This is a genomic window from Sulfurovum iocasae (assembly GCF_047716765.1).
GTDB lineage: Bacteria > Campylobacterota > Campylobacteria > Campylobacterales > Sulfurovaceae > Sulfurovum.
In genome coordinates this window covers 567,357-583,936 of record NZ_CP180410.1, presented here as the reverse complement: position 1 = coordinate 583,936, position 16,580 = coordinate 567,357, and the positions used below count along the sequence as shown (strand labels likewise).

Genomic DNA, 16,580 nt, shown 5'->3' with positions numbered 1-16,580 from the left:
AATAAATGGCATTAAAAGTATTGATCGTTGATGATGATTTCATCAACAGAAAGTTATTACACACTCTTTTAAAAAAGAATCCCGATGTAACAGATATGATAGAAGCAGAAAATGGTTCAGATGCTCTGGATAAAATGAAAAAAGATCCTGATATTAATCTTATTTTATTAGACATTATGATGCCGATCGTTGATGGGATAGAATTTTTAAAGATCTTTAGATCAGATATGGCAAACGGTCATATTCCTGTGATTGTACTCTCAACAGATGACACAAGAAAAACTGAAGTATTTGATAACGGCGCAAATGACTTTTTGAGAAAGCCCGTCAAAGAAGAGATACTCTTTGCTAAAATTGCACAATGGTCTCAAGCATAGATCATAATGCTAAAATTTCTAGTTCTCAAACATAGGTTGGGAACCAGAAATTCTTCTTATTTATTTTACAAACACCTCTTTTAAAACTTCATCGATAGTTGAAACTCCGATTATTCTAATATTATTTTTTACTTCATTTGGTATATCATCTAAGTCCCGCTCATAATTTTTCATAGGAATGAGCGCTTTAGATACACCTGCTTTATAGGCAGCAATGAGTTTCTCTTTCAATCCACCAATAGGAAGCACTTTCCCTGTCAACGTTACTTCACCTGTCATAGCTACTCTATTGTCTATTTTTTTAGCACTCAAAATAGACGCTATAGCACTTACCATGGCAATCCCTGCACTTGGCCCATCTTTAGGTGTTGCACCCTCAGGAACATGAATATGGAGATCATAACGCTTATAGACCTCACTTGGGTCTATTGTTATATGATCTTCTCTCTCTTTTAAAGTATGTGGTATGGTCAAAGGAGAGATAGCTAACTTTTTTTCATCTATCAGTATCTTTACTACAGAGTGTGCGATTCGCACAGACTCTTTCATAACATCACCAAGGCTTCCCGTCAGTTGTAATGCACCTTTACCTTTAATTTTAATGGCCTCTATCGTGAGTACATCTCCACCTACCGCGGTCCATGCAAGCCCAGAGACAACCCCTACTTGCGGTTTAGTATCAACTAAAGAAATTTCAAATACTTTTTTATCCGTAAATTTTTCTAAATTATCTTTAGTAATACTTACTTTATCTTTTGTCCTGTTTTCTAAAAGTTTTCTAGCACCTTTTCTCATTAGCGAAGCAATTCTACGACGTAGATTTCTCACACCTGCTTCTCTGGTGTATTCATCTATCAATATTTTTAACGCTTTATCACTAATAGAAAACTCTCTACGTTTCAAAGCATGTTTTTTAAGCTCTTGAGGAATAAGATAACGTTTGGCTATTTCAAACTTCTCTTTAGGGGTATAGGAATTCAATCCTATAAACTCCATCCTGTCACGCAATGGTGCCGGTATGCGTCCCACGTCATTTGCTGTAGCAATGAAGATCGCTTTACTGAGATCAATATTGAAATTCAGATAATAATCACGATATTTACTGTTTTGTTCAGGGTCAAGTATCTCCAGCAATGCGGCAGTCGGGTCGCCTCTCATGCTGCGCCCCACTTTGTCTATCTCATCGAGTACAATGACAGGGTCCATACTTTTAGCTTCTATAAGCCCCTGAACCACTCTTCCCGGCATAGCGCCAACATAGGTTCTTCTATGTCCTCTAAGTTCATTCACATCTTCAAGACCACCCAGTGCCATCCGTACAAGAGGTCGTCCAAGTGCAGTAGCGATGGAGTTTGCAAGAGAGGTTTTACCAACACCGGGAGGTCCAGCAAAACATAAGATGACCCCTCCTGTCTCTTTTTGCTTAATTCCTCTAAGCATTGCAAGTTCTCTTACTGAGAAAAACTCTACTATACGTTCTTTGGGTTTCTCTAAAGAGTAGTGGTCTTTGTCAAGTTCACTGGAGACATCATGTACAGATAAACTTTTTTTACTTAACTTTCCAAAAGGAAGTTCAAGTACCCACTCCAAATAACTTTGCACAACATGCGCTTCGCCACTCTCCGGATGCATACGTGCAAAACGGTCTAACTGTTTGCTTATCTCTTTAAATGCATCTTCCTGCATATGCGGCTTAAGTGCTTCTACCTTTTCTCTGAAAGTAGCGATCTCCTCTTCACGTTGCGTATCCATACCCAACTCTTGCTGTATCTCTTTGAGCTGTTCTTTTAAAAAATACTCTTTGTTGGTCTGTTCTATTTTGGTATGTACTTTTGTACGTATCTCTCTTTGTACTTTGGCTGACTCAATCTCAGAAGTAACGACATCCACAAGCCCAAGCAATCTTTTTTCTATATTTGGTTCTATATAAAGGGCATAGGCTACTTCTTTATCCAGTTTCAACATCGAGGAAACAAGGTCAGCTATACGATGTGGCTCATCATTTTCTTCTATGGTACGTACAAGGTCTGCAGGGAAATGACTGCTTAAAGTGGAGAGTGTTTTTATCTTGTCTCGCAAAATGCCCATCAAAGCATCTACTTTTAGCTGATTAAAACTATCGAGTTTAACTATATCTATGGTGGCGCGGTTAAAATCACCCTCTTGAGGGACTAAGATTTTTCCACGTGCAAGTCCCTGAAACAGTATCTTTACTCTACCATCAGGGATGTGCACTTTTCGCATGATGGAACCTACAACCCCTACTTTATACATGGCATCAAAATCGCGACTTCCTTCTTTACCTGCCATAGAAGCGGTTACAAAAAGTAAAGAGTTGTTTTCCATTGCATCTGTCGCGGCATCTATATCTTTTTGATTGGTTAAAAAAATAGGGCTTATCATAAAAGGATAGAGAAAAAGTTCATCTTCTACTACGATAGGCAAGGTGTTGGGAAATGCATCATAATCACTGAGTTGCATGGTGTCTCCTAAAATATATTTATTTTTTGTTTGATTAATTGTGTTCTTATCTTCGTGTTTGACACGGAGATCTGAAACTTAATATGTAATATCACTTTGGTCTTCTCTTCTGTTTAAATTCTAGATCCCCATGTGCCCATCGGAAATACCCTTGGGGTGCAAGCACGAGGATGACATATAAAGTTACCTGGTTTTTACTTGTTAACTGTTAATTTTCTAGTCAAAGACCATACCGATAACCCCTTGTTCAGGTGGTGTAATATCAGTCATTCCAACAACAGAACCACTATTTTTTTCTCTATATATCTTTGCACCTTCAGGCTTGCCTGTACGTTCGTAAAGTGCAGCTATATTTTCATTGAGCAAATACTGGCTCATATGCAGTCTTATGAGTATAGTGTTCACAAGCGGTGCATAGGATGAACCTGGGTATCGCAAGAGGTATTTGTTTGCATTGCTTATACTGTCCATGATAAGCTTTTGGTCTTTATACACATCTTTTACCCCAAGAAATGATGCTTTGAGTTTCATAAAGTCTGTATATTCACGACTCCCATATTCTCCATAACGTTTATTATATTCATCAAGATAATAATTTGCCAAAAGGTACTTTTCATCATTCATATGTGCATGTGCAAGCATCATGATGGCTGTTGGCATAAGTGGCGAACGCATATGTTCACTTTTCAAAGAGATGTAATACTCATCAGCCTTATCCATGTTCCCACTGCTGATACTGCTTCCTATCTGCTTATACCAGTAAAGTGCCGGCTTGTTGAACTCTGTTACGTCATCTTTATTCATACAGCCTGCAAGCAAAAACACCAAAGCCATTCCTGCTAAAATACTCTTCTTCAAATTCATATCTTACCTCATCATAAATGTAATAACTAATATAATAGCTCAAAGTATGTAAAAAGCGTATTAGGTTTGAGCAGATTCAATGAAAATCTTACATCCTGTTCGTGAAACGCACTTATGAGTCGGGCTGTCCAACTATAAATGCATGTCCTGTTTGCTTTTCAATGGTAATGATCAATGGGCTAATATCTGAAGCATCAAAAGTCAGTGTAAGGTTACAATCACTTGTTATTATGGAAGAATAATCTGGTGCTGTTGATCCGGTATAGCCTCTGTGAGGCCTACCTAAATGATCAAAACCTATATAATCAGATGCACCCGTACAACCTCCACTCCATGCAACATTTCCATCAGAAATACTATGTTTTTTGGTAATGAAAATATTGGGTGATACATTTGGATGACCAGAGATATCAGTTTCGCAAGGTTGGTTATTTAACCCCATCACAGAGAGTCCGTTTGATGGATCTATAGCCTCTTCACCAGCATCTATACTTCCTTGTGTATCTTTATCTGAACCGATATAATAAAAGATCCCATTATCACTACATCCTTCAAAACCAAAACGCCAAAATGCTTTTTGCCATTCGTTGTCGTTGGGATTGGTTACATCATCCATTAGTGCCATATGTTGTGTATATCGTATGGCTGAAAGTATGTTGTCTCCTGCCTCTTGACGTAAATCTCTGTCAAGTCTGGGCATTGCCAATACAGCTAAAATCCCAAGCACTACGATCACCATTACCAATTCTATCATAGTAAATGCAGGTTTTTTAAGATTTGTCATTTATCACACCTTAATGAATTTTTCTAAATTGTATCATAAATAATTGTAATTTTATATCTATTTTATCTTAGGTATGGTATTCTTAAGTTAAGTATTACATAATGAAAAGCCAAACTTACTGCGAAGTAAGGACGGAAAGCCACGGGTCTCCAGTAGATAGCCGAGCTACCAAATCGTAAGCCGTAAGCTTATGCTATCATTTTCAAATGTAGATACAAATTTCACTCAGTTCTATTTTTTTGAGTAATTAAAAGGTATTATCATGAAGAATTTGACTACTGTTTTTAATTTATTGTTATTTCCGTTTCTTTTAGTAAAAAAACTTCTGCATTTCAAAATTTAAATAAACATTCACAACAAAGACATTGGAGACGCATTATCTTTTCTATGCTTGTCATGCTCGTGGCAAGTTCTTCTGTAGTCAATGCCGTTAATTATACTCTAGATTATGGAGATAATGATGCCGAGGAGAGTATTTCAGATGGAAGTATGTCTCGTAGTAGTTCTGATCTTGAAATGGCTTATGACACTTATGATGGTAGAAATTTGCAGATTATTGGTCTAAGATTTAATAATGTTGATATTCCGCAAGGAGCGATCATCACCAGTGCAAAAATTCGTTTTCGTGCAGATGCAGATGACAGTGGAGCTGCCTCTCTTGTTATTTCCGGTGAACTATCTGATGATGCCAGTGCATTTGGAGGAGACAACTACGAACTTTCGTCACGTATCAATGCAAGAGCTACAACTGCAAAAGTAAACTGGAATCCCGCAGCTTGGACAGACGGCAGCTATCACAATACCAGTGAGATCAGTTCTATTGTTCAAGAGATCGTCGATCGTCCTGGTTATGCGGGAGATGACCTTGTTATCTTCATAGAACCTGGAGCTGGATGTACAGATAGTAGCTGTAGGCGCAGGGCAGATTCAATCAATGAAAGTGTAAGTGATGCAGCACTACTACAAGTTGAATATACTGTACCTCCATCTTGTGCTACACTCAGAGACTCAGATGACCTAACCGCAACCCACACTTCATACACCAACAGCTCAAACTATAATAATTCTGACTGGAATGTTGGTCCAGATGCTACTGCCATGAGTCGTGCCTATAAATTTACCGTCGATAGAGCCGGAATAGTTGATATTCTTTTGTATGATGTCGATCAAAATCAGGCTAAATTCAGTGTCAGTCAAAACGGATGTCCACTAACACTGGATGGCTTAAGTTCATCACAATTAACGTTTAATGGTCCCGGAGAGTTCTATGTCTATGTCTATTATGTGAGTGGTACACACACTAACATTGAATACAAGCTTGATGTAAACTTCTCTCCTCCTTTAGTAGCCGATGCTACCGATGATATCTATACTACACTGATAAATAATGCCATAAGTGAAAATGTACTGACCAACGATAGCGGTGCAGGTCTCTCTGTGACAAGCAATACAAACCCTTCCCATGGTGCAGTAACTTTTCAAACCAATGGCAACTTTATCTATACTCCAAACTCTGGATATAGTGGGAATGACACTTTTACATACACCATAACAGATACGAATGGTCACACTGATACAGCTACGGTTACTATAGATATTATCAATCCAGATGCAGTCAATGCTGTCAATGATAGCTATAGTGTTTTTACAGATACAGCGTTAAGTGGCAATGTGCTGACCAATGATACTGGTGTAGCTCTCTCTGTGACCAGCAATACAAACCCTACGAATGGTACACTTACCATTACAAGGTTTGGTGATTTTGAATATAGATCTGATGCTGGATTTACAGGTACAGATACATTTACATACACTGCTACAGATATAATAGCTGATAGTGATACTGCCACAGTAACCATCACTGTCTCAAATGATACAAACTATACTGAGAGCAGCGAACATGCTTTTGAACTCATAAACCCACCTTTTACCAGAAACCTGGTAGGTAACTATAATATCGCTGGTAACACAGTAATGTGTCTGACGGACCATTATAGTACGTATGGCGGTACATGCCAAGATGCAGGAATGGAATATGAAACAAGCAACAGAAGGATCAGTAAATATATAGATATCGACGGGGATTCAAGCACTTGGAACTCCACCTCTTCTTATATCGACTTTCCGGATACTTTCGATAGAGATAGAGGACAGAGAGTAAAATGGGCTGGTCTCTTCTGGCAAGGCCGTATCAGTACAGATAATGACTATCCTATACACTTTGGTGTAGTAGATGGCAACGCTTATAATTTTTCTGAGATCGGTAAAGATTCTAGCTACGATCCAGATCTCGAAAATACAGATGCCAACAGGATAAAACTTAAAATCGATACATCTAACTACAATGATATCCAGGCATCAAATGTATTTACATATGATAGTAGCGAGGGTACCACATATGCTGCATTTGCAGATGTAACATCTGTGCTGCAAGCAGGAAATCTCAGTCATGGCAAACACACCTTTACGGTAGCCAACCTAACCACGGGAGAAGGTAGGGAAGCTTCTCCGGGAGTCTTTGGCGGATGGTCACTTGTAGTAATATACAATGAGAATGCAGATGGAAAGCTAAGAAACATCTCTATCTATAACGGTTTTGTATCTATAGATGAAAGCAATGATCCTATAGAGATAAGTGGATTTAAACTGCCTACAGATGTGGATGAGGATGTTAATGCACAAATGGCAGTATTTTCCGGAGAGGGAGAGTATCGTTATGGTAGAACACCTTCCAACACAGCTTCAGACTACATGAAGATCAGTAATTTGAGTGATAGTGGATGGCTGGATATGCCGGGTGCCACCAATCCAAACAATATCTTTGATGCTATCCTAGATGGTGTAAAGCGTGATAATATAGCTGGGCACAGCAACAATCTGCAGGTTAATAATGATGGTGTTGACATTGATAACTTTGATGTAACATCTATTATGACACCGTACAGAAATGCTAATCCTGATATGAGTAATGTCTTTATCAAGCTCTATTCAGATAATGACTATATCACCCCTAGTATGCTTGCATTCTCTGCAGAACTATACAAACCAAATGTATGTTATGACTATGTTATTAAAAGAGATGAATACACTATCCCTTCCCAAGGGTTGGATATAAATGCCACTTTTAAAAAGGGTGAAAGACTTAGTATCACTGCAGCTATCAAAAGTCTAGAGAGTGATGTCGATCTGGAACTTTCAGCTGTAGGTATAGATATGAGACAACGAGAGGGACTAGTCTCATTTGACCCAACTGACGCATACTATTCTCTAAGTAATGCCAATACACTACTGCCGACTGTGGTAACAAATAACTCTTCACAGGCAAGACCAGAGATAGCCATTGGTAAAGATAGAAATGCCCTTATAGGTGGTACAATAGGGCCATATGAGAGATACTATGCCAAGTTCAACTATGATGTAATAGATGTGAACGGGTCTAAATTTGCAGCTGATTTTACTATAGAGTTAAATACGACCATAGACTATGGCTCTGGTCCCATAACCCAGATCTTGCCACTACAACAATGTGAACAGTCAGCTGTCTACAATCCAGACTGGCTGGAGTTTAATGTAGAGCGAGACTTTTCTACTGCACCATCTAATGATACAGAACAATATTCACTCTATACACAGATAGCAGGACAAGACTTTGACTACTCTGTGGCTGCTTATACGAGGGATGCGAACAACCGGTTTACTGTTGAATCTATTGTTAATGACATGACTGTAGATGTGGAGCTCATAGATGCAGAAGCCTTTGATGACAATACTTCATTCTTAAAATGTTCAAACCCGGAACCAAGCATCATACTTGGTGGATTTGGAAACAGTACATTTGTGCACTTCAACAATGAAAGTAGAGAATATGTCAGAATAAATGATTTCTCTAATACCCGTGCAGTTAAAAATACTGTATTTAGAATGTGGATACTTACAGATGCGAACAACACCATCATACCTCACATGAACAATAGAACTGAGGGAGATAAATTTAAAATAATCTATGACGACAACTATGCAGCACTTGATACAGCAATGATATGTGCTGACGACTGTGGTGTCTATGGTGTAGCAGGTAGTTCCGCCTGCTATAATTGTCTTAGAAATAATTTTGCCAAACCTATATGCTCAAGAGACAACTTTGCCATCAGGCCTGAAAGTTACAGGATCTCACTTAGTGACATCGGTGCAGACGGAGAGGCCGCTTCACCTTTAGAGGTTACTCAAAATAATAGCAGTATGACTACCCAATCATTAGCCGCTGAATATGACTATAATCTCACAGGGCAATGTACTAAGTCTAATGGGAGTACCTCTAATGGTTATTATGGTGAAAACTTTTCCACTGCCACACTGAGCACTCTCCCTTCACCCAATGAATATGAAGATATCGCAGTATTACAATTTACCGGGTCTTCAACATGTCAAGACCAAAATCACAGTACCCTGAATGTTAAATTTACCAATGGTATTCTTGATACCTACACACTCTCTCATAACAATGTAGGAAACTATGCTTTATGGATAGAAGATAACAGTTGGACCAAGGTTGACCAGGCTAGCCAAAACCCATATAAAACAATATTTGACAACAATTGTCGGGTAGATGCAGCTACCGCTGCTCCTGCTTACTGTAATGACTGTATACTGGGTAACAATGCTTCAGGAGGAGCAGATACCAAACTAGGCTGTACGATCGACTCCAGCCTCATAGCCAACAATGATTATCAGGATATTGACTTGACGTTCAATCCTTATCAATTTGATCTGGATCTACAGTTCATACGTAGACCTGCAGGCAGCAGTACTGATGGTATTGTTTATTTCAGTGATCTCAATGATGACCTAGCTATGTCCATAGGTTTTACAGGAAAAATAACCGCACAAGGATTTAATGGAACACCATTGAATAACTTTGTTACAGGTTGTGCTGCTCAGGATATTATACTGGATGTGAATAAAACAACGTTACCAGCTGCAGTGAACGATATAAACGATATAAATATAAGTTTTCAACAAGTATTGAATGATATTACTGGAACAACAAACCCAGCTGCCTTAGATGATGTAAATCTTACCTATGATGCTCTTAACTTTACTGATGATCTCAACGGCAGTGCAAATATAGACCTTTACTACAACTTTGCCAAACCACAAAATGTACCAATGAACCCTGTAGAGGTGAATATCACTCAACTTACAGCAATCTCACCTAATGCTTCTTCAAATGCAAATATGAGTACAAACTTTGTACCAGACGGTAACATTAGCGGGGAGATGAGAAGATTTTACTATGCCAGAACTGTACCGGGTCAGAATACATATGACGATATTAAAGAAGACTTTGTACTTACTTCCCTTCTTATACAAATATATTGTTTTGATGCTATAAACCCTGCATTTTGTGCAACTATGGGTTTAGATACTGTTGCTTATCCTTCTGTTGCGAATGAGGTTGCCTGGTATAGTGCAAATGCCCATGATCCGGGAGATGGACAGATTACTACTATCGGGATTAAAACCGGAGCAGGTAATATCGCACCAAGTGGAGGACCATATCAGTTCAACAGCGGACGTCGTGCGGATCTGAAAGTAAATTATTCAGGAATTAACAGACCTGAAACAGATGTAGTAGAAGCAACAGTGGATACATGGCTTAGATATAATGGAAACACCATCATATATAATGTGATATTTACAAGCGATGGAAACTGGGCAGGTGTTGGGAAAACAGGAAATGTACTTAATACACTTCCTAAAGATAAAGCCAACAAAAGGATATCGTGGTAATGTATAGAAAATCAACTACTGTACCTATGAGAGATGCTATAGCGATGATAGAGCTTATTTTTGCAATTGTCATCATAGGCATCACCCTACTCTCGGCACCACTGCTAATGAGTCAAGCTACCAAAAGTGGTTACGTTGCACTTCAACAAGAGTCTATCTCTGCAGCTGCTTCACAAATGGGGCTCATCCTCACACGTACATGGGATGAAGTTGATGCAAACCAGAGTCAAGGTGCCATACTCACAACCACTTATGCTGCTGCAGGAAATAGTGTGTTAAGAAACTTCACTGCGGGCACAAAGAGGGTAGGTATGGATGGTAATGCCTCGAGAATCACATACTATTTTGCTGATCCATCAGTTACCATACCGGCTTCAACTGCCTTGCAAGCTGATGGTGGAGACCTTGATGATATAGATGATTTTAATGGTAATGACTATAACCTTTCTGTCTATTTGGAAGGTACAGCAAATGCTGAAGACATAGAGACAGCAGACGGGGACTACATAGACAGACAAATATCCATACGTACCACTGTTGCCTATGGCGATGATGTACCACGCAGCGTAGACGGCAGTGCATCTGCCAATGATTACAGTGCAACAACTGTCACATTCAGTAACCCTTTTTACAATGTAACAGTGGGTGGAGGACAAAGCAGTAATATAAAACTTATCACTGTAAATCTCACTACCGCATCAACTGTATCAGATCTCAATAAATCTATTACTCTTTCAGCATTCTCTTGTAACTTGGGTACTTACATACCTACCCAACAAGATTATTAAACTATGAATAGGATCATGCATATGCATAAGCATAAAAAACCCGCTTTTACTATGATCGAAGTTGTATTCGTCATTGTCATTTTAGGTATCGTCGCATCTATAGGTTCTTCTCTCATCGTAAAAACCTATGAGAGTTACATTTTACAGCGAGCCCTGCATCGTGTTTCTCTTTCCACAGAATTGGCAGCCATGCAACTTGTCAACAGGCTCACATTCCGTATAGACAAAACAACCGTAGCAAGAAGGCCAGCTGCTCCATACGACTTCATCACAGTGAGCAGTATCTCTTCTAATGGTGATGATATACACACTGCACTAGAGTGGATAAGCTATGATGATGACAGTTTTTCTGCCACATTAACACCAGGATGGAGTGGATATGCAGATGTGATAGACCCAGGTAACAGTAGAGCAGCATTTGCCACACCTGGTTCGAACTTGGGAAGTGCCTCTACCATCATAGGGAACTTGTCTGATGCTACAGTCTCCCTTACAGGAGGTGGTGGTGACCGTCCTGCCATCTTTTTTAATGCTGACGAATACCGTGACGGCAATACTACCAGCTCTTATGGAGCAGGTTGTATGGGACTTGACTATGCTACAAACGATACTTCGTGTATCTTGGCCGTAAGCGGAACAGTCAATGCCGGGGCAGCGGATATACTTAATTTTACTGATGCTGCACATACAGGTAGAACAAAAACCATTTATGAACACTACAAACTTGCCTGGAGTGCTTATGCTGTTGTTCCTGTATTGATACCAAACACCACTCTTTATGAATTAAGGCTTTATTATAACTATCAACCTTGGCAGGGGGAAGAGTATACAGGGGCACCATATGCTACTCTGTTACGCAATGTCAGTGTATTTAAATTTAGTGAGAGCGGTGGAACAGTGAGACTTAAACTATGTGCACAACAAAACATTGCGGGAACTAAAAATGTAACCATATGTAAAGAGAAGGCTATTATAAGATGATTTACAGCACTATACTACACAATCTTCAACATAAAATGCGTACTCACAGGGAGGGTTTTTCTCTCATCACTGCTATATTCGTCATCGTCTTAATGGCAACAGTAACCTCTCTTATATTAAATACCACAGGTAAAGTCATTAAAGAGACAACCATGCAGTATCGTAATGAACAAGCAAGACTTTTGGCTAAAAGTTACACTGAACTTGCACTACTATCAGTAATGGGGCATGATAGAGCTACTCTTGGAAACTGTGTCACCAGGGTTCAAGGAACTATAAACACACTTCAGATAGGTCAAGCAAATCCGGCAGGTGGAAATGTGGACAATGGTGGGTACACAGTCACAACTGATATACAATATATAGCAAATGGTTTTCCTGCATCGGGTACTTGCACTATCTTAAATGCCCAAGACCTCACTTCACTTCAAGGTCCCAATATGATCATTGATGTTTATGTAAGATATCAAGATCCCGATCAGCCTACTGCAGTACATCAGATAACCTATCACAGAAGAACGCTTCAAAAACTTTGATCTATCAGTCATTTACCCTTCATTAAGCCTATCATTATAGAACGGAAAATGAGCAAAGCACATCTTTCCTACCCTTTGCACTAGGCACACTTCAGCAGTGAGCTCTCGGCACTTGTGCCTCTTTAAAATCCTTCCCCATTTACCCTTCATTAAGCTTCTTAAGTTACAATTAAGTATGGATATCACGATATCCGTATCTTATAACTAAAGGATTTATCATGAATAAAAGTATTACAGGAAGACATTTTGAACTTACTGAGACGATTAAGAGTTATGCAGATGCAGCAGTTGAGGGACTGAACAAATATCATTTAGATATTATCTCAGCAAGTACTATCATCGCAGCAAATGAAAAGCAAGGAAAAAAGGGATTTACTGTAGAATTCATTGTTAATCTTAAAGATAAAAACACCATCGTTATCACTCAAGTAGATAAAGATGTGTATGGTGCCATTGATATAGCTATAGAGAGAGTTAAAAAATCACTTAGAAGACACGCTGACAAGATCAAAGGTCATAAAATCATGAGTTTCAAAGACTTGGGGGTAGAGGCAGAAGCGGTAGCTGAGTTAGACACCGAAGAGATAGAAATCGTACCAATGGAACTGGAACTTCATAAGCCACTTTATTTTGATGAAGCTATAGAAGCACTCAAAGCAGAAAAGAAAAGACAATTCATCGTATTTAATGACGAAGAAGGCTTGATGAGAGTCATGTACAAAAGAGCTGATGGGAAATTTGGACTATATTAAAATTTCCTCTCTCATTCTCGGGCTTGTCCCGAGAATCACCGAGAGCGTTTAAAATTCCGTGTCAGCCACAATTAGTAACATAAGTTACACCTCTAGATATTTATCTAATCTCCCTTCAAAGAAGATAGCCAGTTGAGAAATAGTCAAAGACCAATTCCAAACTGGCATAGTCCATTTTTTGGATGCATTCTGAATACCCATATAAAGTAATTTCATAAGGCTGTTTTCATTAGGGAAAGCCCCTTTGGTTTTGGTCAGTTTTCTGAACTGGCGATGTACCGATTCAATAATATTTGTCGTATAGATGATCTTTCTGATCTCTGCTGGATACTTGAAATAATAAGAGAGGTTCTCCCACTTATTTCTCCAGGACTGGATGACGATAGGATACATACTGCCCCATTTTTCTTCCAGTCTGTCAAGTTCAAGTTCAGCTGATTCTTTGGAGACGGCTTTGTAGACCAGTTTCAGATCCTTCATAAACTCTTTTTGATTCTTTGAAGCCACATATTTGAGTGAGTTTCTTATCTGATGAACGATACAGAGTTGAACTTCTGTATCGGGAAAGATAGTCTTTATTGCTTCAGGAAAACCATTAAGACCATCTACACTGGCAATAAGAATATCTTCAATACCTCTGTTATGTAGATCGGTAAGTACCTGTAGCCAGAAGTTGGCTCCTTCATTCTCAGAGATATAAAGTCCCAGTACCTCTTTTCTTCCTTCCAGATTTACACCCAGTATTGTATAGACAGCTTTAGATACATATCTTCCATCTTCCTTTATTTTATAATGTATAGCATCAAGCCATACAAAGGGATACATTGCCTCTAATGGTCTTGCCTGCCACTCTTTGACTTTGGAGATGATCTTATCCGTAATAAGGCTGATTGTAGCAGTTGAGATAGATACCTGGTATATCTCTTCAATATGTGAAGAGATATCTCTGTAACTCATTCCTAAGCCGTACATGGAAAGGATCTTCTCTTCTATCTCATCAGATATAGTAGTTTGGTGTTTTTTAACGATCTGGGGTTCAAAGGTACCGCTACGATCTCTTGGAGTTTCAAGTTCAAAAGTACCATCACTGGTACCCTTAATGGTTTTTCTATTAGAACCGTTACGTCTGTTCTTTCGTCCCGAGAGAACATCATCTGCAATATGAGATTCTATTTCTGCTTCAAGTGCAGCTTCTGTGAGTTGTTTGATCAGTGGAGCTAAGAGACCTCCTTTACCGGTGAGTCTTTTACCACTTCTAAATTCATCGAGTATTTCATCGAAATCAAATTCGTATTCTTCTTTCATTGTCAGTCCTTGATAGTATTTTATCAGACTGACACGAAATTTCTAACACTCCGAATCACCCCGCTACACTCCCCAATCTATTTTTAGCCCTAGCAACCACCTCTTCATCTTCTCCCATATCTAACCACTTAAACTTTTGACCACTTTGAATGGTACCGTCCAAGATATCACCACTGTCACGAAATTTCAAGTCAAGTTTTGCAATGTCAAAACCATTGGTTGTTTGAGTAAACTGTTCTAGTCTAAAGTTTTCATGGCTGTTACTATAAAGATAACACCAGCTCTTTAATCCATTACGCCCTACTCTTCCTCTAAGTTGATGCAGGGTTGCAAGTCCCAGTCTTTCTGCCCCTACAATGACTATAAGCGTTAGTCTAGGCAGAGAGATACCTACTTCAACAACCGTGGTAGCCAAAAGTATATTTCCCTTTTCTCTAAACTCAAGTAAGACTTCTTCTTTTTGTTTATCTTTACCATGTGTGACATAGACATTATCAAATTTGTTTTCCCAAAAGCCTCGACTCTCTTCCAAAGACTGATAAGGTACTTCTGTACTCTCTTCTACCAAAGGGTAGATGATTAGTACTTGATGCTCCTGTGCTATCTCATCTTTGATATGTGTTAACAGGTTGGGAAAATCTTGTTTACCTATGGTTTGGGTCAACACCTCTCGCTCAAAAGGCGTAGTGGTGATGAGACTTACATCAAGCAATTCAGACTCCATCATCGCCTGCGTTCTTGGTATAGGTGTGGCTGAGAACTGTATAAAATGAGGTTTTTTTTCATCCTCACTGACTAATGCTTCCAGACTCTGTCGCTGTTTGGTGCCAAAACGATGTTGTTCATCTACCATCACAAGTGAAGCTTGTGGCAAATTTTCTTTATAGAGTAGTGCATGCGTCCCTATGATAAAATCAGCATCTGTGTAGTCCCCTTCATCTTTACCCTGCATCACCAACGCTACTTTCACCTCTTTAGGTAAATGTTTACATGCCTCTTCATAGAGTTGCAAAGCGAGTAGTGAAGTAGGTGCCATCAAGATACTTTTATGGGGTAACGCCATCATCACGGAAGCAAGTATGACCATTGTTTTACCAGAACCCACATCTCCCACTACCATACGTTTAGCTGCTTTATCTTCTCTTGCAACATCTTCTTGTATCTGAGCGATAACAGCTGTCTGTTCAGGCGTCAAAGTAAAAGGTAAGCTTTTTATAAAAGGTTGGATCTCTCCGGTAAATGCTCTAAGTGCAGGAAAGTCTGCTCTCTTTCCACGAAGTTTTTTAAGATGATTAAAAGCTTCTATAAACTTAAATACTTCAATGATCTCACTTTTAAATCCACCATTTTCATAGACATCTTCCATACTCTTCAGAAAGTGTACTCGCATGAGCGTTGCTACTTCTTTAGAGTCTAATCCCTCATTATAAAGATTCTTCTCTGTTACGTAACACTCTATAAGAGAAGCGATCTCACTCTCTTTGAGTACAGTTTTATACTTAGGGGTTATCATGCCTATTTGCTTAATAGACTTTGGCTGCGACATTTGCAAATAGCCTTTGTACTCTTCAAGTTTCCCTTGTATCACATGACTTGAACCCACCTCAAAAAGCTTATGATGGTAGGGAGTCACACGAAAAAAAGTAGAAGAAAGTCGTCTTCCAGACTGAGTAAGGTTAAAAGTCACACGGAGCTTACCAGAATAAATACTACTATCTGTTACTTTTGCTTCAAGTGTATGGACTTTACCTAACTCCAGTGAAGTTGAGAGTGTCGTGTCATTGTAAGATACAGGAATAATAAGTGTAAGGTCAAGCAGTGAGTGGATCTTGAGTTTTTTAAACAGTTGTTTGGCTTCTTCCATCTCCTACTCCTTTTGTTTTAAATATTATACAAAAGTTTTAAAAAGAGAAGAAAAAAAA

At 38.9% G+C, this 16,580-nt stretch carries 10 protein-coding genes, 1 pseudogene and 1 riboswitch; of the genes and pseudogenes, 6 read left to right on the top strand and 5 right to left on the bottom strand.

From position 1 onward, the window contains the following. The first annotated feature begins 5 nt into the window (after positions 1-5). Entirely contained in the window at positions 6-377 is a 372-nt protein-coding gene (locus ACLHDG_RS02890) for a response regulator (protein ID WP_415407489.1), read from the top strand. Positions 378-437: 60 nt separating this feature from the next. Here the strand turns inward: ACLHDG_RS02890 and lon are convergent, their stop codons facing one another. From lon to ACLHDG_RS02875, 3 genes are all read right to left on the bottom strand, one after another. Then, complete coding sequence (gene lon / locus ACLHDG_RS02885; protein WP_415407488.1) at positions 438-2,858, bottom strand: endopeptidase La; 2,421 nt, start codon at positions 2,856-2,858, stop codon at positions 438-440. A 216-nt stretch (positions 2,859-3,074) separates the two neighbouring features. Continuing rightward, the gene (locus ACLHDG_RS02880; protein WP_415407487.1) at positions 3,075-3,722 is read right to left on the bottom strand and encodes an outer membrane protein assembly factor BamD; all 648 of its coding nucleotides are present in this window, start codon (positions 3,720-3,722) and stop codon (positions 3,075-3,077) included. A gap of 112 nt (positions 3,723-3,834) precedes the next feature. Continuing rightward, positions 3,835-4,506 carry a prepilin-type N-terminal cleavage/methylation domain-containing protein gene (locus ACLHDG_RS02875; protein ID WP_415407486.1) on the bottom strand — a complete coding sequence of 224 codons (672 nt, stop codon included), beginning with the start codon at positions 4,504-4,506 and terminating at the stop codon, positions 3,835-3,837. 98 nt (positions 4,507-4,604) lie between these two features. Next, positions 4,605-4,679, top strand: a riboswitch (cyclic di-GMP riboswitch). Between the two features lie 223 nt (positions 4,680-4,902). Here ACLHDG_RS02875 and ACLHDG_RS02870 point away from each other — a divergent pair. From ACLHDG_RS02870 to hpf, 5 genes are all read left to right on the top strand, one after another. Continuing rightward, positions 4,903-10,296 carry a cadherin-like domain-containing protein gene (locus ACLHDG_RS02870; RefSeq protein WP_415407485.1) on the top strand — a complete coding sequence of 1,798 codons (5,394 nt, stop codon included), beginning with the start codon at positions 4,903-4,905 and terminating at the stop codon, positions 10,294-10,296. Beyond that, positions 10,296-11,084: a type II secretion system protein gene (locus tag ACLHDG_RS02865; protein ID WP_415407484.1), complete on the top strand. Its 789-nt coding sequence runs from the start codon at positions 10,296-10,298 to the stop codon at positions 11,082-11,084. The genes ACLHDG_RS02870 and ACLHDG_RS02865 overlap by 1 nt, the downstream gene beginning before the upstream one ends. A gap of 21 nt (positions 11,085-11,105) precedes the next feature. After that, positions 11,106-12,065, top strand: coding sequence for a type II secretion system protein (locus tag ACLHDG_RS02860; protein ID WP_415407483.1), 960 nt, complete (start codon positions 11,106-11,108; stop codon positions 12,063-12,065). After that, positions 12,062-12,601 carry a type II secretion system protein gene (locus ACLHDG_RS02855; RefSeq protein ID WP_415407482.1) on the top strand — a complete coding sequence of 180 codons (540 nt, stop codon included), beginning with the start codon at positions 12,062-12,064 and terminating at the stop codon, positions 12,599-12,601. Before ACLHDG_RS02860 ends, ACLHDG_RS02855 begins: the two co-directional genes overlap by 4 nt. A gap of 218 nt (positions 12,602-12,819) precedes the next feature. Continuing rightward, positions 12,820-13,353 carry a ribosome hibernation-promoting factor, HPF/YfiA family gene (gene hpf / locus ACLHDG_RS02850; protein WP_415407481.1) on the top strand — a complete coding sequence of 178 codons (534 nt, stop codon included), beginning with the start codon at positions 12,820-12,822 and terminating at the stop codon, positions 13,351-13,353. Positions 13,354-13,437: 84 nt separating this feature from the next. Here the strand turns inward: hpf and ACLHDG_RS02845 are convergent. Then, positions 13,438-14,677: pseudogene (locus ACLHDG_RS02845) on the bottom strand (IS256 family transposase). Between the two features lie 36 nt (positions 14,678-14,713). Next, positions 14,714-16,522: an ATP-dependent DNA helicase RecG gene (gene recG / locus ACLHDG_RS02840; protein WP_415407480.1), complete on the bottom strand. Its 1,809-nt coding sequence runs from the start codon at positions 16,520-16,522 to the stop codon at positions 14,714-14,716. Positions 16,523-16,580: the final 58 nt, after the last annotated feature.

Excerpts from the sequence above, each read along its gene's own strand:
- ACLHDG_RS02890 (WP_415407489.1), top strand. The coding sequence starts at position 6 with ATGGCATTAAAAGTATTGATCGTTGATGATGATTTCATCAACAGAAAG.
- lon (WP_415407488.1), bottom strand. The coding sequence starts at position 2,858 with ATGCAACTCAGTGATTATGATGCATTTCCCAACACCTTGCCTATCGTA.
- ACLHDG_RS02880 (WP_415407487.1), bottom strand. The coding sequence starts at position 3,722 with ATGAATTTGAAGAAGAGTATTTTAGCAGGAATGGCTTTGGTGTTTTTG.
- ACLHDG_RS02875 (WP_415407486.1), bottom strand. The coding sequence starts at position 4,506 with ATGACAAATCTTAAAAAACCTGCATTTACTATGATAGAATTGGTAATG.
- ACLHDG_RS02870 (WP_415407485.1), top strand. The coding sequence starts at position 4,903 with ATGCTCGTGGCAAGTTCTTCTGTAGTCAATGCCGTTAATTATACTCTA.
- ACLHDG_RS02865 (WP_415407484.1), top strand. The coding sequence starts at position 10,296 with ATGTATAGAAAATCAACTACTGTACCTATGAGAGATGCTATAGCGATG.
- ACLHDG_RS02860 (WP_415407483.1), top strand. The coding sequence starts at position 11,106 with ATGCATAAGCATAAAAAACCCGCTTTTACTATGATCGAAGTTGTATTC.
- ACLHDG_RS02855 (WP_415407482.1), top strand. The coding sequence starts at position 12,062 with ATGATTTACAGCACTATACTACACAATCTTCAACATAAAATGCGTACT.
- hpf (WP_415407481.1), top strand. The coding sequence starts at position 12,820 with ATGAATAAAAGTATTACAGGAAGACATTTTGAACTTACTGAGACGATT.
- recG (WP_415407480.1), bottom strand. The coding sequence starts at position 16,522 with ATGGAAGAAGCCAAACAACTGTTTAAAAAACTCAAGATCCACTCACTG.